Genomic DNA, 17,726 nt, shown 5'->3' on the forward strand with positions numbered 1-17,726 from the left:
GAAACAAATGGTAGATTAATCCTTATTTTTTTCCAGAGCATTTTAAACGAAAAAAATAATTTCTAAGGATTCACAATCTGAAATTCGGTTCTTCTATTTTTATAATCTGTTTTCGGATTTTTTTGAGGAACGATCGGTTCCGAACTTCCCTTTCCATCAGTCACGATTCTACCCGAATCGATTCCCTTTTTAACTAGATAATCCTTTACTGAATTTGCACGATTATGGCTAAGAATTATATTATCTTGGTAATCCCCATTGAGATCCGTATGTCCTATGATTTTAATTTTCACGTCTGGATTTTCTTTCAAATAAGAATTCAAATTTTCTAAAATTGAAAAAGAACTTTCGAGGATTTCATAAGATCCCAAAGCAAAATGAATACTGTCCAAAGAAATCGATTTACCTTTTTCTAATTCTTGAAATGGATTAGAAACAATGGAATAAACATCGTAATCATGTCCACTTTTTCTACAGAAATAAAAAGTCAATCCATCACCAGCTTCCAAATAAAAAGCCTCATCACCAGTCGTATTAATATCGGGTCCAAGATTGATTGGTTCTGAAAAATCTCCATTTGCAAGCAAAGTGGACTTGTACAAATCATAACCGCCAAAACCTCCAGGTCGGTTAGAAGAAAAATAAATCGTCTTACCGTCTTTGCTAATCGTCGCCGCAATTTCTGAATAAACCGTATTGATCGGATCAGGGAGACTCGTCGCCTTTTCCCAAATTTTGTTTTTATAAACCGAAACGAAGATATCCGCTTCGGAAACTTGTCCAAATGGATAGCGAGTAAAATACAATTGATTGTTAAATAAAAACGGATTTTCTTCGATCTCTTCCGTGTTTACTGTTCTAGGAAGAGCCACAGGCTTGATCCAAGAAGAATTTACTTTTTTAGAAAAATACAAATCTCTAGAAACTCCAATCTTTCCATTAGAAAGTTGAAACTCAATTGATCCATCCCGATTGGATGAAAAAATAATTCCTTCTTCTTGGTTTAAAATAAAAGGACTTTGATCATCATAGTTCGAATTGAGATTTCCAACTTCCTCTCCTTGTTGCCATTTATCTCCGATACGGATCGATTTATAAAGATCGGTATAAATCGAATTTTCCCTTTTAGAATAAAAATAGAGGATATTTCCGCTGTCCGTAAGGCTGATTCCAAACTCATTTAAATTTGTATTGATAGAACCTTTTAATTTTTCTGGTTTTTGATTTTTAGAGCTCTTAGTTTCATTCAACTCCTGAGAGCCAACGGAAAATATCGGCAATAAAATTAAAAAAGTTGCATATATTAATAAAAGAATAAATTGACTCGAAAATAATTTGACAATATTTTTTTTCGAACTCGGTGTAACATTCTTAGCGAGTTTTATTACGAAACAAGACGGTAAATTTTTGTCATACTCCGGTATTTTGTCAAAGATATCAACATTCCATCTTTTTCGATAAGTAAATTCAGATCTATGAAAGGCGGGAAGACACAATAATTCCTTTATAATGCGAAAACCTGAAAAGAGTTTAACAGCTATCCAAAAAAAGGAACGAAGATCAACACAAATGAATATGGAGTTAAATTTTTTAACTCCATATTTTTGATATAAGAAACGCAAATTTTTAAACATGTCATTAGAAGTTAGAAAAAAAGAATACATAACAACCTATGTTTATTATCCGTTTTTTTGATAAAAACCTGAGTTCAAAAATCAGAAAAATGAAAAAATTAATTTAGAGTCTGTCTCAAAACCTGAAGAGAAACCAGTACAATCATTCAGTAAGTTCGTAATAAAATACAGGAGTTCCAGAGATTACGTCCCTTTGGTAGTTTACGAGCTTTTTAACAGACTTTACTGTTATTAAACTCCTGTAGAACAATCTGAAGTTTTGGGGCAGATTCTTAATATTTTCGGATTAAAAACTCGATACTATTAAGCTATTAAATGCCACTTTTCTAAAAAACTACAAATCCAATATCGTTGTTTTATTGCAGATAAACTTTATGAAATTAACATTAAAATAAGTTCAAAATGAATACAATATATTCAATTATACTAATATACTTGAAAAATGACAAATCGATCTAAAAATAGGATTTTAATACTTCCGGAATATGAACTGTTCCGTTCGCATCCTGGAAATTTTCCAAAATTGCTGCATAGGTTCTTCCCAAAGCAAGTCCTGAACCATTGATAGTATGTACAAGCTGATTTTTTCCATCTTTGGATTTATAACGAATTTTTCCTCTTCTCGCTTGAAAGTCCCTGAAATTCGATACGGACGAAATTTCCATATATCGATTCAAACCCGGCATCCAAACCTCGATATCATAGGTAATCGAAGAGTTTGCGGAAATATCTCCCGAACAAAGAATGATAACTCGATATGGAAGTTCCAACTTTTTGAGAATATTTTCCGCATGAGAAAGCATTTTTTTATGTTCTTCCTCCGAATCTTCAGGCTTACAAAACTTTACAAGCTCCACCTTTTGGAACTGATGCACCCGAACAAGTCCGCGAGTATCTTTTCCATAAGATCCGGCCTCTCTTCTAAAGCAGGAAGTATGCGCTGTTACGGAAATCGGTAGTTGATCCTCCGGAATGATCTCGTCCCGATATAAATTCGTAAGAGGAACTTCCGCAGTTGGAATCAAGTTAAGTTCGTCTTTTTCGATTCTATAAAATTCATCTTTAAATTTAGGATATTGCCCCGTCGCCGTCATCGATTCGTCGTTCACCATAGAAGGAACCCAAACTTCGGTATAACCGTGTTCTTTCGTATGAATATCCAACATAAAATTCATCAAAGCTCTTTCTAATTTCGCTCCATCTTTCCAGTATGTATAAGCTCTTGCTCCGGAAAGTTTTACTCCTTTTTCAAAATTAATCCAATTCAGAGTCTCACCGATTTCGAAATGAGGCTTTGGAAGAAAAGAAAAGGAAGGAATTTTTCCAACTTCGTATTGAACCACGTTGTCGTGTTCGGATTTTCCATCGGGAACCTTAGGATCAAGAATATTAGGAAGTCCTAAATTAATATTGATGAGAGCGTTTTCTTCCTGTTCAAGCTTGGTTTCTATTTCCTTGATTTTTTCTCCTACAAGTTTTACGGATGCAGATATTTCGGTAATGTCCCCGCCGGATTGTTTGATCCTTCCCACTTCTTTGCTAACTTTGTTTCTCTCTTCCCTAAGAACGTCCGCTTCCCTTTGAAGCTCACGTTTTCTTTGAATGATCAACTTCAGTTCATCTATAATTCCGACTTCTTTAAATCCTCTGAGTTCTAAAACTTTTTTCAAGTCTTCTGTGTTTTCAGTGATATAACGCAAATCAAGCATTGTGATGGTACGCCTTACGATTCATAAATTTTATACTATTCTCAAAAAGTTTATTTTCCACTTCGATGTTGGATTCTTGTCTGAGCGAAAACATCTTATCTAAAATAAATCTCATATAAGAAGGTTCGTTCCTTTTTCCTCGAAAAGGGGGAGGAGCCAAAAATGGAGCATCCGTTTCAATCAATATACATTCAAGGGGAAGTTTTTGAGCCGCCTCTTGAATTTCCGTTGCGTTCTTAAAAGCGACAATTCCAGAAAAAGAAATATAATAACCGATATCAATCAACGCTTTGGCCGTCGGATAATCATAAGTAAAACAATGAATCACACCGAAAGCTCGATCACGAAAATTTCTTAAAATAGAAACAGTATCTTCTTTCGCATCGCGTGAGTGAATGACAACCGGCAATCCAGTTTTAAAGGAACATTCTAAAAACGATTCCAGAATTTCTTCCTGTTGTTTTTTAGTATCTGCGGTGTGATAATAATCTAACCCTATTTCTCCGATTGCGGAGAGCTTAGGATCATCTAAATTTTTATAGATGAATTCTAGAATTTCATCTTTATTCGGGAATTCGTGAGTTTCCGTAGGATGACAACCGATCGAATATCGAATCTCTAAAAAATCATTCGAATATTCGTTTGCAATGGATCGAGCCCTTAAAGAACTTTCGAGATCAATACCGATTTGGATGATTTTTTTTACGCCCGATTCGGCCGCATTCCTTAAAGAATCTGCAATTTTCAAACCTTCGGATTGTATAATATCAAGATGGCAATGTGTATCGACGATAGAAACCATTAGAAATCCGGTTTTAGTGAGTCACTTTTTGTGAATTCGATTGACTGAAAAGAGATTTTTTAAGATCTCTTCAGACAAGTAAAAGTATTCGGCTAAAGACCAAGTTTCGGGACATAAACCGTGGATATTAAAGCAACTTTCGCACTCATCTATTATAGACTTCGTTATAAGTATCAAGAATACAAGCTCAAATTGGATTTAAAACTTTCTGAGCTCAACAGAAAAGGAAAAGAAAGACTTACCGTGATGGTAATTCCTCATTCCGAACAAAAGACCATCAATTTTCACATTTCTTATAGAGCGATTTCAATTTTTATCGGGACTGTTTTTATTCTTCTTATTATTAGTTCGATCAATGTATTAAGTCATAGTGGTTCCGTTCATCAACTTACAGAACTTAATCTTTCCAATAAGGACTTTATTCGTCAATCGGCCAAAATGAAAGAAGAGATCAATTCTCTTCACGAGTACGTAGAATATTATTACGGAAGATTAGCTAGACTCTATATAAGATTAGGCGGTGATCCCGCAAAAGTTTCCAAAGGAATCGGCGGAGCGGAACAACTTTCCACGCAACCTCCTTCTATTATAGAACCGAAACCTATAAATTTTCAGACCGATGATCTTCCGGAAGGTGCAGCTGTTTTTAGACTGAAAGAAGATGTTCACAATTTAAAAATCAGCAACGAACTTACACAAGATATTATTTCGATACTTAAAAAGAGAAAAAATATTCTCAAACAAACTCCCTCTATTTGGCCCGTAAAAGGTTATGTTCTTTATCCTTACGGTTCCTATTTTAATCCAATTTCCGGAAGAAGAGAATATAACAATGGAGTTGATATCGGATCTTTTGCTGGTTCGGAAGTTCTCGCGACCGCGCCCGGAACCATATATGAAATCGGTTATACAAAAAACACAGGTCATTTTGTAAAAGTTTCTCATAAATACGGATGGAAGACGATTTATTCGAACATGGATCGTTTGAAAGTGAAACAAGGCCAACAGGTTTCCAAGACCGAAGTTATCGGTTTTGTCGGAAAAACAGAAGCTTCTCCGAACTATATGCTTCATTACGAAATCCACGTTGGGACAAGAGCAATTAATCCGTTTGCTTTCCTCAATCAAATTCAGGACTGAATGGCAACAACAGAAGAACACTTAATCGTAAATAGTATCATTGGCGAAGGCGCCGAATTCAGCGGAGATTTTAAACTCACCGGGCTCTTGAGAATCGATGGAATTTTTCGCGGTTCCATAAAAACCGAAGGAAAAGTCCTAATCGGTAAATCTGGAATCGTCGATACCGATATCAAAGCCCGAATTGTCGTCGCTGGCGGTGAAATCAATGGGAATATTTACGCGAGCGAACGAGTTACTCTACTTGCTTCTTGTAGAATGAAAGGAGATATCGTATCTCCTAGAATCGTAATGGAAGAAGGGGTACAATTCGAAGGCAATTGTAAAATCAACCCAGTTGCACATTGAAAGTACTTATACCTCCTTATCAACCACCTAGAAAAGAAACAGAGACCAGACAAACTTCCAAAGGCAAGAAGAATGAAATCTCTTCCTTGAATGGAAGTAATTTTTCAAATCAAACCGAAGCAATTGAACCGGCGACCTCATCCTCTTTTTTAGATATTTTAGAAGAAATCGTTCCTTCCGGATCCGAAACGACAAAAGATTTAAACGCTCTTTGGAAGGAACTTCCCGACATTGAAAAAAGATTTTTGGATCTGCCTTCCATTGAAAATTTAGAAGCATATCAAAAACATATTCAAGCCATTACAAAAGCCGTGATCGATCAGAATATGAGAGTGGAAACTCTTTCTAGAAGGATGAAAGGAGAAGCCAAGAAGATCTATCACGTCGTGAAGATCATCGATGAAAAAATTCAAATTCTCGCCGAACTCATTATGAACGAGGGAAACTCTGCTTTTAAACTTCTAAAATCACTGACGGATATCCGGGGGCTTTTGTTGGATATTCAGGAATAGTCAAAAACCTATAACATTTTTCCCGGGAATAAAAGCCAAGTTAAACCGGTACAAATCCAAGCAAGTATCAAAAAAATGGAAAATTTAACTTTCACCGATCGCTCAACGAATTCAAAATATACGATAAACAATATGGTTAAAATAAGACCGAGAAATGGCGCAGAGAGCATTCCTAAAATCATCTGACGATCATATATCTCTATCAAACCAAGATACATTACAATAGGCATTATAATTAATAGTGATATTTCAAATGTATAATTGAAGATTGAAAAGACTTTTTTATCCCTCATTTTCCTGAATATCGAATATAAAACGATTAAAGGTATAATTCCTAAAAGAGATGAAATAAAGAGGCATAAAAGCCACTCCGCAGTTACGTGTGTTCTCTGAATTATTGGCTGATCTTATTTTTTTATTTTTCAACGTCAACGGGTTATCAAAATCACTTGAATACTAGATTACTTTCTTACTCTAACTCATGAGGATATAGATGGATTTAAAATTTTATTCTTCAAACGATGAAATAAAAAAAATTTATTCAGGAAACCCTGGTATTGGGTTTCACATTATTTTTAGAGGTTATCTCAAAAACTCCTAATAACGACCATGATACATGCGAGTATCAGAATTCCATAAAAGTTTTGATCGTTTCGTTCGTATCGAGTTGCAAATCTTCTGAAGTTCTGTAGCCAAGAAAAAGTTCGTTCAATTTTCCATCTTCCGCGATATTTCCGCAGCTTACGTCCATCCTGTGTCTTTTTCTTTTTTCGATTTGATTTGTGTGGAGCGATCAAATTTACTTTATATTTCTTTTTAAGATATTCATCTAAAGGATCAGAATCGTAAGCAAGATCTCCGACTAAATCTTTGATTTTGCTTTTGACTTTTTTGCGGATGATTGGGCCTTCTGAGAGCTTGCTTTCATGCGGCGAAGCACTTTCAATCCCGGCGGAGATAGGAATACCATTTTTGTCGACGATAACCATGACTTTTGTACCCTTTCCCCGTTTAGTTTTGCCAATACGTGGGCCCTTTTTTTCCAGGAGCAAAAGTCCCGTCAATGAAACACGTGCTTAAATCCATCTTGCCTCTTATTTCTAAATCATGAAGAAGCGCTTCTAAAATTTTATCCAGGCTTCCATTTTTGCGCCATTCTTGAAATCTTCGATGGCATGTTTGATATGCGGGATATCTATTATATAATATTCTTACAAACCCAAAGCGTTCAAAATCTTTTCCATCGCTTCGAGATTGGGATAAGTGATCGTCATTTTACCTTTGCCGGAACTTTGATTATGACCAATTTCGATTTTCATAGAATACTTTTTTCTAAACTTGTTTTCCAATTCAACGATGTTGACGTCTTTTCTTGACTTCTTTTTTTCCGGAACAGATTTTTCTTCCGTGAGATTAGAAACCAAATCTTCCACTTGTCTTGCTGTCAGTCCTTTTTCAGCAATTTGATAGGCAAGTTGTTCAATTTTCTTTTTATCAGCCAAAGACAAAAGAGGTCTTGCATGACCTTCGGAAATTCTTCCATTCTTGATTAAGTCTTGAACGGAATCAGGCAGCTGAAGAAGACGAATTAAATTCGAGATCGTAGAGCGATTTTTACCAACGCGCGCGGAAATATCGGTGATCTTTAAATTCAATTTTTCGGAAAGAGTTTTGTAAGCGATCGCTTCTTCAATCGGATTTAAATCTTCTCTTTGAATGTTCTCAATAATCGCCATCTCCATGGATTGATTTTCGGAAACATTTTTAACGATAGCCGGAATTTTGACAAAACCTGCAAGTTTACAGGCCCTATAACGACGTTCGCCCGAAATAATTTCGTAACCGACATCTAACTGTTTTACTACAATCGGCTGGATCACACCGTGAGCTTTGATCGTTTCCGAAAGTTCCTTCAGGGATTCTTCCGAAAAAGTTTTTCTAGGCTGACTTGGATTCGGACGAATTTCACCGATCCGTATTTCTCGAAGTGCCCCTTCTGCAGAAGAGTTCATTGGGGCTTTATTTTCGTTAACCGGAATTAAATTTCCAAGACCTCTTCCGAGGGCTTTGGGTTTGATTGCCATTTTTAATTCTTCCCTGCAACTTCCAAAGCAAGACTTCTGTAACTCTGAGCTCCTACTCCTTCTGGATCGTAACTCATAATCGTCTGCCCGAAAGAAGGGGCTTCGCTTAGCTTAACATTTCTAGGAATGATCGTAGTATAAACTTTATCTTTAAAATAAGATTTAACGTCTTCGGCAACTTGATTTGCAAGATTGGTTCTCTTATCAAACATAGTCAAAAGAACGCCTTCCAATTCCAAAGAAGGATTTAATTGATTTTGAACGAGAGAAATGATTTTCATTAACTGAGTCAAACCCTCCAAAGCGAAATATTCAGTTTGAAGAGTAATCATCACGCTGTCAGCAGCACAGAGTGCATTGATCGTTAAAATTCCCAATGAAGGGGGGCAATCGATTAAAATATAATCGTATTCAGCACGAAGTTCAGAGACCGCATTTTTTAATCTATATTCTCTTTGATCTTCCGCAAGAAGATCCGCCTCCGCACCGCTCAAATTGATATTAGAAGGAATAATATGAAGATTGGAAACATTTGTTCTTTGAATACATTCGTTCGTGGAAGATTCTCCTAAAAGTAATTCATAAGAAGTTTTTCCAAGAGTATTGATTTCAATCCCAAGACCAGACCCAGAATTTCCCTGAGGATCCATATCAATGATCAAAACCTTTTTTCCGATTGAAGCAAGATTGGCCGCAAGATTGATAGAAGTTGTCGTTTTACCGACACCGCCCTTTTGATTACTAATCGATACGATCTTTCCCATTACCGCTCTTACTCTCCTTACTGATATCCTTCCAAGCTCTTGGATAACCATGCCTTGGACTAGAAATCTTTTTCAAGAATTTAATATGTCGCATGCCTAAAAATTCAAGAGAAGATAAATCTTCGGAAGATTCCAAACGAAAACCAGAATAAGAAAGTACTTTCTCTTCTAATTTTGTATCAATATCATGTTTTCCTAAAAATGGGACATAAGTTCCTCCGACTTTTATAAGATTAGAAACTGCTTCCACACTGTAAGGATATGGAATAAAACCTCGTGATACGACATAATTTAAAGACAATTTGGATTCTTCTGTACGGATAAATTGAAACTTTAAGTCAGTAATTCGATTTGAACGAACAAAACCTTCTGTATGAGAAAGTTTTCTTTTTTGTGAATCGATTAAAACAACAACCGGATGTTCTTTAAGGCAACGAAAGAAAAATCCTGGAATCCCCGGCCCGGTTCCTGCATCTCCTAATTGCATTTCCTTTTGAAATCCGATTTTTTTCGCGATATGATAAACATGATAAATGGATTCCAAAACGTGACGATCTAAAATTTCTTCCGAATCCCTTTTGGAAAAGAATCCGCCAGCTTCATTTTTTTCTCTTAAGAATAACGTAAACTTACAAACCAAATCCCAATCAAAGAAATAAATAATTTCGTCCACTTCCTTCGGAAATCTTTCTCCCAATCTTTCCGTTATTGATTCAATTGAGAATTTTTTGGGATCTTGCATGATGCTAAAATAGAATTTTTATCCGTCTTGTCGTCACAGATTCTTTTCAAGAATTGGAAATTTAAAAAGTACAATTTCGGATTTATTTTTCGATTCAGAAAATTTTTTTTAAACTCGGGGTTTCTATTTTTGAGCAAATCGGTTTTGTTTTTTAGGAAGAAATTAAAATTCCAAGAGTTGTTTCAAAAATGGTTTCTATCATTGTACAGGGTTTTTTAAAAGCAAATAGAACGTTTTGAGATAACTTCTAGAAATATTTTGATCCTCTTAACTAAACTTACATCAAACTAGAAAAATATTTTTGAAAAGTAAGTTCATAAAATGAAAACTCCCGTACTTTATAAATTTATAAAAAAAATTTTCACAAATAATATAAATCCAATAAAATCAAACCAGAACCTGTTCCAAAACCCCGGAATATAAGAACCTAGACGAGAACTGAACAATTATAAAATATGCTCGAAAACTTGTTAACTACCAAAAGAACTTAATTTGTAAGAACTTCTATATTTTATTACGAACTTATTGAATGATTGTAACTGATTTTTTTAAGATTTTTAAGACAAGTTCTTAGTAAAAATCAAGGAAATAAATTAAACTTTTACAATTCAATTCCAGTTTTTAGAATTATGAGAAATCGAAACGAAAACAAGTTATCACTTTTGAATTTAAAATTGCATCTTAATTTTGAATTTCGTATAATATCCTGGCTATAAACTAAAAGCCGACCGAGGGTTTTCTAAAATTTTTTTAAGCGACGCTTTAAAGAACGTGTTCCAAAAAATAATTTTTTAAAAACGATTTTCTTTGTTTTTCAAACTGTATAATTTTATTTTTACTGTGGATACTTTTAAATAAAATACCTACAGTAAAAATTTTCGCTTTCAGCTTGAACTTTTAAAATTCAATCAGAAACGTTATTAAATTCGATAATTGTTTTGTGAAGAATTTCTATCCCGGTTTTCAAGTGCTCGACTGTAATACTTTCGTTCTTACCATGAATTCCATCAATCTCTTCCGAACTCATCAACGCAGGAATCAAACCATAACATTTGAAACCAATCATTCTCAAATAGGAGGAATCCGTCGTTCCGGGGGATAAAAAAGGAGTAACTATCGCTCCCGGAACAACTTGTTGAACAACACTCGATAGAATCTTAAAATATTTTGAATCCACTGGTGAAATCGTTCCCGCTTCAAGATGTCTTGCAACAACTCTGACATTATATTTTTCTCCGAGCTTTTTTACTTTTTCAAAGATTTCGTTTTTGTTGAAACCGGGGAGAATTCTAATATCAACCGTTCCATCCACTTTTGATGTAATCACGTTAATACCTGTGCGATGAGTATCAATTCCAGTGATGCTAACCGAGTTACTCGTCATCGCTCTTAAATGTTTATTCGAGCGAATCACTCCGTTTAAAATCATAGCTAACAATGGGTTTCGGGATCTTTTTAAAACGAATGAATTTGGAAAAGGACTCACTTCTCCCATCTGATAAAAAAAGGAAGCCGTTTCATCTTTTATGATTACGACTTCGTTCATCTTCTTTAGATCGGTAAGAAAGTCGATGAGATTTAAAGCAGCGTATTGAATCGGCGGAGTACTGCCGTGACCAGAGATATCTTCCGATTCCAAGTCCAACCAGATCGCGCCTTTTTCCGCATGTTGAACATTAAAGATTTTACTTCCTTTTACGACTATATCTTTGGTCCCGACACCACCTTCGTTGTGAACGAACTCATATCCATTGAAGATGTCTCTATGTTTTGCGATTAAAAATCTCATCCCAAACTCGGAACGACTTTCTTCATCGGAGACCGCGAGATACATAAGATTTTTTTTGAGCTTTATCCCCGAATCATGGATTAAGAAAAAAGCATACAACTCCATGATGCCAAGACCTTTAACGTCTATCGCACCTCGACCATAAATACGATCTCCTTTTCTCACCCCTGAAAATGGATGCTCCACCCACTCGTTTGGATCCGCCTCGACAACATCGACATGGCTTGTAAGAATCAAACCGCCTTCGGAATCAATTCCTTTGATCTCAGCCATAATGCTGGCTCGCTCCGGTTTGCTCGGAACTTCAAAGATCGTAGTTTTGATTCCTCGCTTATCAAATAAACCTTTCAAAAACATTACAGCTTGCTTTTCATTTCCGCGAACCGTTTTGATCCTTAGATAAGCTTGTAAATCCTTCGAAGCGTCTTCCGCAAGTTTCTCATAGTTCCGCTCTTCGAATTTCGATTTAGGCTTTAAAGATTGGATTCCTTTTTCCGTAATAAAGATCGTATAAATCAAAAACAAAACGACGGCTCCTAAAAAGCCAAATGCAATCTTCTTCCAACTCATTTGTAATTCTCCTAGGTGCGGAAGAAAATAATGTGCTTCGATTTCCTTTCAAGGCATTTACACTGAAAAATCAAATGCTTTTTCAATCCTCATTTTCGATTTTCCAGTTAATCTTTTGAATCGGTTTCCGATGATTGTAGGGTAGAGGTTATAATATGATCCGAATTTCATTTTTTCTTTTGTTCTTTCCTGGAATACTCTTCGCAATAACTCCTGGCAAGTGGTCTCATATCGATAAATACATCTTTGGAAACAATATCAATGGCCCGGTAAAAGAAATCGTAAAGAACACAAAGGGCCAAGTTGTTTATACCGCGACGTATGAATATGACACTTCCGGAAAGTTGATTAAAGAGACCTACTTGGATGCGGATGGTAAAGCGGACGGTTCAACCGTATTTCGATACAGAGACGGCAAGGTTGTTCGTGAAGAACTCTTCGATAAAGAGAATGTTCTTCTGGAAACCAAAACATTTCGCTATAACCCGAAAGGCCAGATTGACCTCGTAGAAGTTTTTGATCGTGAAAATAAACTCCTTTTAAAATCCAATATCACTTCTTGGAACAAAGACTTCGTAAAATCAGGGCAAACCAATTGGTCAGACTCGAAAGAGATGGAAAAGTTCACCTTGGTTCAAGATACAAAGAATCCAAGAATGTTGATCCAAAACATTTATAACGAAGAAAAAAAACAGATCGCTTCGACTAAATTTGAATACGACGAAAAAGGGAATTTACTCACTCGCACCAACATTCAAGGCGAGCAGGAAAGAAAAAATCAACTGAGCTACGGCTCCAATAACCGACTCCAAAGTTTTACGTTTCACGTGAAACAAAACAATAAATGGGAACTTCAAAAGACCCACGAGTTAATTTATAAGTAATCCCCCGAGAGCCGCTTTAATTTTTGAGTGCGGCCTCTTCTTTGATTCGATCTTCTAAGACTTTTTTTCTATTCACAAATTTTAGAAACATCCCCGATAAGATAAAATTCACTTTCTATGTTTATCTCAAAGTTCTTCGATCAACGAGTAAAAAATCACATTTCAGATCATGACTTTCTTTACATAAACTTTTACATTTAAAGTTTTAGAACTGGTTAGTTTTAGTTTTTAACGAAAAAATTAAGAACTTTTCCTAAAACCTCGATAGAAATATCATTGGAACTCCTTCAGAAAACGAAGGAGTTCCCATAGACATCTCTGGGATAATTTATTCGCTTTTGAAAAACGTTTCATGTGAAACGCAAAAGGGAAATTGGAATCTTCGTCGGAATTCCGACCGGGACTTTTAGGAAAAATCTCCAATCGAAGTAGTAGTTCTTACAACTCCCGTCGTAAAAAACAAACAAAGATCAAGATGCTTCCGCCTCTTGTTTTCTTTTTCCTTTGATGTGATACAACAGCAAGTCGACGTCGCTCGGATCCACACCGGAAATCTGACCGGCCTTTTCCAAAGTCATCGGTTTATGAGTTTTCAATTTTTGAATCGCCTCTTTTTTGAGTCCGGCGATCGATTCGTAGTTGATATCTTCCGGAATCGCAAGATCCAAATATTTATTCTTCCATTGAATCGTTTCGAGTTCTCGTTTGATGTAACCTTCGTATTTAATTTCCATCTCGAGAATATTTTTCTCCGACTCCGACCAAGAACTTACTTCGGGAATCATAAACTCAACATCCGAGATTTTGATTTCAGGACGTTTCAAAAAAGAATCCAACTTCATCCCGAACTTGTAATTCGTGATCCCTTTTTGATCTAAAAGATTCTGAAATTCCTCCGAAGGTTTCAGCGGAATCTGATAAATTTTTTCACGAACCGAGTTTACTCTTTCGTAACGATCCTTCATCCGATCATAACTTTCCTGATCAACAAGACCAAGATCGTATCCGTATTTCATCAATCTTTGATCGGCGTTGTCTTGTCTAAGAAGAAGTCTGTGTTCCGCGCGGGAAGTAAACATTCTATACGGATCTTCAACGCCTTTGTGAACCAAGTCGTCGATCAACACACCGATATACGATTCACTTCTCTTGAACAAGAGAGGATCTAAATTCTTCAGAGAATGTAGGACACTGTAAGCAGCAACTAAACCTTGGGCGGCCGCTTCTTCATAGCCTGTGGTGCCGTTGATTTGTCCCGCGTGATAAAGACCTTTGATCTTTTTGGTTTCCAGTGTGGGCTTCAACTCGGTTGGATCTACGTAATCATATTCGATCGCGTAACCCGGACGAACGATCTCCGCATTCTCCAGACCTTTGAGAGAACGCACCAACTTCCATTGAACTTCTTCGGGAAGACTTGTGGAAACTCCGTTGAGATAGATCTCGGTTGTTTCATAACCTTCGGGTTCAAGAAAAACTTGATGGCGTTCGCGATCCGCAAATCGAACCACCTTGTCTTCGATCGAAGGACAATAACGAGGTCCGGTACTTTGAATTTGTCCCGAATACATCGGAGACAAACTTAGATTTTCATGAATAAGTTTGTGAGTCTCGGCGTTCGTGTATGTGATATAACATGGAATCTGTATGCGAGTAATCTTCTCCGTTGAAAAAGAAAAGGGAGATGGATTGGGATCGCCGTCTTGAATTGCAAGCACACTTAAGTCGATCGAGTTCTTATGAATGCGAGGCGGAGTTCCGGTCTTCAATCTTCCCAACTTCAAGTTGTATTTCGCCAAAGACTTAGAAAGACCTTTCACCGTCGGCTCGCACATTCTTCCGTTTTCATTTTGATAGGTTCCGATGTGAACGAGAGAAGATAAGAATGTTCCGGTGGTTAAGATTACGTGGTTCGTATAAATTTCAAAACCTCGGCCGGTCTTTACTCCGATCACTTGATTGTTTTCGATCAGAAGTTCTTCGACCGTGTCTTGACGCATCGAAAGATTCTTTTCCGCTTCGAGAGTATGTTTTACTTTGAGTTGATATTCTTTCTTTTCCGCTTGAGCGCGCGGCGCCCAAACGCTCGGACCTTTAGAAGTGTTGAGCATCTTAAATTGAATTCCTGTGTTATCGATCACCTTGCCCATGATGCCACCGAGTGCATCGACTTCTCTCACCATATGTCCTTTGGCAATACCGCCGATCGCAGGGTTGCAAGACATCTGACCGATCGTATCCAAGTTCATCGTGATAAGAAGAGTTTTCGCTCCTCCTTTCGAAGCGATGTAAGCTGCTTCCGAACCCGCATGACCTGCACCGACAACGACGCAATCAAAACGATTCGGGAAAAAAGATTGGTTCTTGGATTCGATCATCGAGATTCAACTTCCTGAAAATAAATTACTAATTTTAGAATGGGATGTTTCGCAAGTATTGGTCTTTGATTGTAAGATGAATCGACAACAGACCCGATACATTGATTCATGGAATTATATCACTTATCAGGTTCCTGTTCTATGGCAGAATCCATCAAGAAACTATCCTATTTCGAAGGAAAAATCCTTCCTGAATCAGAAGCAAAAATCAGTATTCAAACTCACGCGCTTCAATACGGAACCACTGTCTTCGGCGGGCTCCGTGGTTATTACGACAAGGATACAGATAACATCTATCTCTTTCGGATCTTAGACCATTATCAAAGGCTGATTAACTCGACTCGTATCATGCAGTTGAAGCTCGACAAAACAAAAGAAGAATTGAGAGACATAACCATCGACTTGATTCGTCAGTGCAGTTATAAAGAGAACATTTATCTTCGTCCTTTTGTTTATACGTCGGCGCTACAACTTTCACCACGCTTTCACGACGTCCCGACCGAACTCGCAATTTATATTCTTCAGTTGAACGACTACTTGGATACGAAGCGCGGATTAAAAACAATGGTATCCAGTTGGAGAAGATTCGATGACGCCGTAATTCCAACCTTGTCGAAAGTTTCTGGGGGATATGTAAACTCGGCACTTGCAAAATCGGAAGCGGTTCAAAACGGATTTGATGAAGCGATCTTTTTGGATTCGAGAGGGTTTGTAAGTGAAGGCTCCGCGGAAAATATTTTCTTGGTCCGTGACGGTAAGATCATCACACCGGGAATCAACTCTTCCCTGCTCGAAGGAATCACAAGAAGAAGCGTTCTTCAGATCGCAAAAGATAATGGAATCGAAGTGATCGAAAGGGACATTTCCAGAAGTGAACTTTACATTGCGGACGAGGTTTTCTTTTCGGGAACTGGAGTTCAAATCGCATGGGTTTCTGAAATCGATCACAGAAAAGTCGGGAACTCAGAGATGGGACCGATTACGAAAAAGATTCAAAGCCTCTTCTTCAATCTCGTAATCAACAAAGAAGAAAAATACAGACACTGGCTGACCCCGGTTTATTGAGAAAGAATGTTTCGCTCCGCGTTTCAACTTGACGATATTTTAGGACAAGAAGTCGCATTGACTTTCTTAAAAAGATACACGTCGAAACCGGAGACCATCCCGCCGCTTTTGATCTTTCACGGTCCAGATGGAACCGGAAAAGAATCAGCTTCGGAACGGTTTATTAAAAATATATTATGTTTTGAAGGAACCTCATGCGAGATTTGCGTTTCTTGCAAAGCTTTCATGCGAAATTCTCATCCGGATTATATACGTTTCCCGGAAGATCGTGGAAAAATTATAGCGATTGGAAGTGAAGATAATCCAGAAGAATTTACAATTCGTTGGTTGATTCGTTCCCGCTTAAACTATCGCCCTCATCTTTCAAAGTTCCGTTTTATCGTTTTTCCGGACGCGTCCTTAATCGGAAACGAAGCGGAAACAGCTCTGCTAAAATCCTTGGAAGAAGCTCCGTCGTTTTCAAAATTCATTTTCATTGTAAATAACATAGATACGCTTAAAGAGACAATCATAAGTCGGGCAATTTGTGTTCCATTCCAATATTTAAACCAAAATGATTTAAAAAAAATCAATACGAACTTAGGGCTTTCCACATTTCCATTTCAAGGAGGAAGCCTTTCATCTTCCGAATGTCCGAAAGAAGTGATTGATCTGGTTCAGGAAAAAATTAAGGATAAATTAGAAACTAAACTCGATCTTTTAAAACTAGAATCGTGGATTTCTTCTTACAAAAACGAACATCCGGAGTGGAAAGAAAATTTCTCCTACAAGGAATTCTTGGAGTTGGTAAGTCTTATACTAGTTTATGAGTATACGAGAAACGATTATGAAAATAATCTTTCAAAGATCGAAGCAATCTTTCAATTTAAGGCAGAACTTCATAAAAGAATCATCGGTATCGACACAATTGCACTTTCAAGACTATTTTTTCAACTTTCTCTTTAAATTATATTCTAAAAATTGAATATATCATTCCCTAAAAATACGTAATACACGTTAACAGAAATATTGGAATGATTTTGTTTTCATATTTGCGACATAATTAATTATTCAAAACATAAGTATCTTCTTTTTTTAAATGAGAATTTCGATTTTGGAATTTTCATTTGAGTACAAGGCTTTATCAAAAAACACTGTATTTTCATTCATAGGGCTTCTAGAATTTTGAATTGAAGTGGAAAATCGTTTTATTCAATCAAATTGGAAAATATTCTCAACTTGAATCCTTACGAATCATCTCTTTGAGAGGAATTTTAGCTTTTTTTATTTTTGGAGGATGTGTTGAGTCCAGTTTGGAATAAAATT

Annotated in this window: 15 protein-coding genes; 6 read left to right on the top strand and 9 right to left on the bottom strand. The window is 36.7% G+C overall.

The features are described 5' to 3' along the window. Positions 1-62 precede the first annotated feature (62 nt). The 3 genes from LEP1GSC190_RS17440 to LEP1GSC190_RS17450 all read right to left on the bottom strand — a co-directional run bounded on the left by LEP1GSC190_RS17440 (position 63) and on the right by LEP1GSC190_RS17450 (position 4,145). Positions 63-1,664 (bottom strand): OmpA family protein, encoded by a 1,602-nt coding sequence (locus LEP1GSC190_RS17440; protein WP_036048558.1) that lies wholly within the window; start codon positions 1,662-1,664, stop codon positions 63-65. Positions 1,665-2,089: 425 nt separating this feature from the next. Continuing rightward, positions 2,090-3,343, bottom strand: a complete 1,254-nt coding sequence (gene serS / locus LEP1GSC190_RS17445) for a serine--tRNA ligase (RefSeq protein WP_002749125.1) — start codon at positions 3,341-3,343, stop codon at positions 2,090-2,092. Next, entirely contained in the window at positions 3,336-4,145 is an 810-nt protein-coding gene (locus LEP1GSC190_RS17450) for a TatD family hydrolase (protein WP_002749130.1), read from the bottom strand. The genes serS and LEP1GSC190_RS17450 overlap by 8 nt, the downstream gene beginning before the upstream one ends. Positions 4,146-4,265: 120 nt before the next feature. On the opposite strand from LEP1GSC190_RS17450, the gene LEP1GSC190_RS17455 reads away from it, so the two are divergent. Genes LEP1GSC190_RS17455 through LEP1GSC190_RS17465 form a run of 3 tightly spaced genes read left to right on the top strand, consistent with a single transcriptional unit; the run spans position 4,266 to position 6,145 of the window. Further along, positions 4,266-5,285 (top strand): M23 family metallopeptidase, encoded by a 1,020-nt coding sequence (locus LEP1GSC190_RS17455; RefSeq protein WP_002749131.1) that lies wholly within the window; start codon positions 4,266-4,268, stop codon positions 5,283-5,285. After that, positions 5,286-5,633 carry a bactofilin family protein gene (locus LEP1GSC190_RS17460; protein WP_002749109.1) on the top strand — a complete coding sequence of 116 codons (348 nt, stop codon included), beginning with the start codon at positions 5,286-5,288 and terminating at the stop codon, positions 5,631-5,633. It begins immediately after the preceding gene. Beyond that, positions 5,630-6,145, top strand: a complete 516-nt coding sequence (locus LEP1GSC190_RS17465) for a YaaR family protein (RefSeq protein WP_002749169.1) — start codon at positions 5,630-5,632, stop codon at positions 6,143-6,145. Before LEP1GSC190_RS17460 ends, LEP1GSC190_RS17465 begins: the two co-directional genes overlap by 4 nt. 587 nt (positions 6,146-6,732) lie before the next feature. Here LEP1GSC190_RS17465 and LEP1GSC190_RS17475 read toward each other — a convergent pair. From LEP1GSC190_RS17475 to LEP1GSC190_RS17505, 5 genes are all read right to left on the bottom strand, one after another. After that, positions 6,733-7,134, bottom strand: coding sequence for a transposase (locus LEP1GSC190_RS17475; protein WP_126160288.1), 402 nt, complete (start codon positions 7,132-7,134; stop codon positions 6,733-6,735). A gap of 222 nt (positions 7,135-7,356) precedes the next feature. Continuing rightward, positions 7,357-8,229, bottom strand: a complete 873-nt coding sequence (locus LEP1GSC190_RS17485; RefSeq protein WP_002746545.1) for a ParB/RepB/Spo0J family partition protein — start codon at positions 8,227-8,229, stop codon at positions 7,357-7,359. Between the two features lie 2 nt (positions 8,230-8,231). Next, a complete protein-coding gene (locus LEP1GSC190_RS17490) occupies positions 8,232-8,993 on the bottom strand; it encodes a ParA family protein (RefSeq protein ID WP_002746539.1) in 762 nt (253 codons plus the stop codon). Then, on the bottom strand, positions 8,971-9,735 hold the full coding sequence (locus LEP1GSC190_RS17495; protein WP_036036403.1) for an RsmG family class I SAM-dependent methyltransferase: 765 nt from the start codon (positions 9,733-9,735) through the stop codon (positions 8,971-8,973). The genes LEP1GSC190_RS17490 and LEP1GSC190_RS17495 overlap by 23 nt, the downstream gene beginning before the upstream one ends. A 904-nt stretch (positions 9,736-10,639) precedes the next feature. Then, positions 10,640-12,094 (bottom strand): M20/M25/M40 family metallo-hydrolase, encoded by a 1,455-nt coding sequence (locus tag LEP1GSC190_RS17505; protein WP_002746633.1) that lies wholly within the window; start codon positions 12,092-12,094, stop codon positions 10,640-10,642. Positions 12,095-12,249: 155 nt separating this feature from the next. Between LEP1GSC190_RS17505 and LEP1GSC190_RS17510 the strand changes: the two genes are divergently transcribed. Beyond that, positions 12,250-12,978, top strand: a complete 729-nt coding sequence (locus LEP1GSC190_RS17510) for a hypothetical protein (protein ID WP_002746579.1) — start codon at positions 12,250-12,252, stop codon at positions 12,976-12,978. Between the two features lie 470 nt (positions 12,979-13,448). On the opposite strand, the gene mnmG is transcribed toward LEP1GSC190_RS17510, so the two are convergent. Beyond that, complete coding sequence (gene mnmG / locus LEP1GSC190_RS17515; protein ID WP_002746618.1) at positions 13,449-15,356, bottom strand: tRNA uridine-5-carboxymethylaminomethyl(34) synthesis enzyme MnmG; 1,908 nt, start codon at positions 15,354-15,356, stop codon at positions 13,449-13,451. A gap of 141 nt (positions 15,357-15,497) precedes the next feature. Here mnmG and LEP1GSC190_RS17520 point away from each other — a divergent pair, with 141 nt between their 5' ends. Together LEP1GSC190_RS17520 and LEP1GSC190_RS17525 are read left to right on the top strand one after the other, a co-directional pair. Then, positions 15,498-16,421, top strand: a complete 924-nt coding sequence (locus LEP1GSC190_RS17520) for a branched-chain amino acid transaminase (RefSeq protein WP_002746656.1) — start codon at positions 15,498-15,500, stop codon at positions 16,419-16,421. A gap of 6 nt (positions 16,422-16,427) precedes the next feature. Further along, on the top strand, positions 16,428-17,366 hold the full coding sequence (locus LEP1GSC190_RS17525) for a hypothetical protein (RefSeq protein WP_002746661.1): 939 nt from the start codon (positions 16,428-16,430) through the stop codon (positions 17,364-17,366). The last annotated feature ends 360 nt before the right edge of the window (positions 17,367-17,726 follow it).

Origin of the sequence: Leptospira mayottensis 200901116, from assembly GCF_000306675.2 — a bacterium.
In the GTDB taxonomy this organism is placed as follows: Bacteria; Spirochaetota; Leptospiria; order Leptospirales; family Leptospiraceae; genus Leptospira; species Leptospira mayottensis.

Bases quoted from the DNA above. Each gene is read 5' to 3' on its own strand.
- serS (WP_002749125.1), bottom strand. From the start codon at position 3,343: ATGCTTGATTTGCGTTATATCACTGAAAACACAGAAGACTTGAAAAAA.
- LEP1GSC190_RS17490 (WP_002746539.1), bottom strand. From the start codon at position 8,993: ATGGGAAAGATCGTATCGATTAGTAATCAAAAGGGCGGTGTCGGTAAA.
- LEP1GSC190_RS17510 (WP_002746579.1), top strand. From the start codon at position 12,250: ATGATCCGAATTTCATTTTTTCTTTTGTTCTTTCCTGGAATACTCTTC.
- LEP1GSC190_RS17525 (WP_002746661.1), top strand. From the start codon at position 16,428: ATGTTTCGCTCCGCGTTTCAACTTGACGATATTTTAGGACAAGAAGTC.
- LEP1GSC190_RS17460 (WP_002749109.1), top strand. From the start codon at position 5,286: ATGGCAACAACAGAAGAACACTTAATCGTAAATAGTATCATTGGCGAA.
- LEP1GSC190_RS17440 (WP_036048558.1), bottom strand. From the start codon at position 1,664: ATGTATTCTTTTTTTCTAACTTCTAATGACATGTTTAAAAATTTGCGT.
- LEP1GSC190_RS17505 (WP_002746633.1), bottom strand. From the start codon at position 12,094: ATGAGTTGGAAGAAGATTGCATTTGGCTTTTTAGGAGCCGTCGTTTTG.
- LEP1GSC190_RS17475 (WP_126160288.1), bottom strand. From the start codon at position 7,134: ATGGTTATCGTCGACAAAAATGGTATTCCTATCTCCGCCGGGATTGAA.
- LEP1GSC190_RS17520 (WP_002746656.1), top strand. From the start codon at position 15,498: ATGGCAGAATCCATCAAGAAACTATCCTATTTCGAAGGAAAAATCCTT.
- mnmG (WP_002746618.1), bottom strand. From the start codon at position 15,356: ATGATCGAATCCAAGAACCAATCTTTTTTCCCGAATCGTTTTGATTGC.
- LEP1GSC190_RS17450 (WP_002749130.1), bottom strand. From the start codon at position 4,145: ATGGTTTCTATCGTCGATACACATTGCCATCTTGATATTATACAATCC.
- LEP1GSC190_RS17485 (WP_002746545.1), bottom strand. From the start codon at position 8,229: ATGGCAATCAAACCCAAAGCCCTCGGAAGAGGTCTTGGAAATTTAATT.
- LEP1GSC190_RS17495 (WP_036036403.1), bottom strand. From the start codon at position 9,735: ATGCAAGATCCCAAAAAATTCTCAATTGAATCAATAACGGAAAGATTG.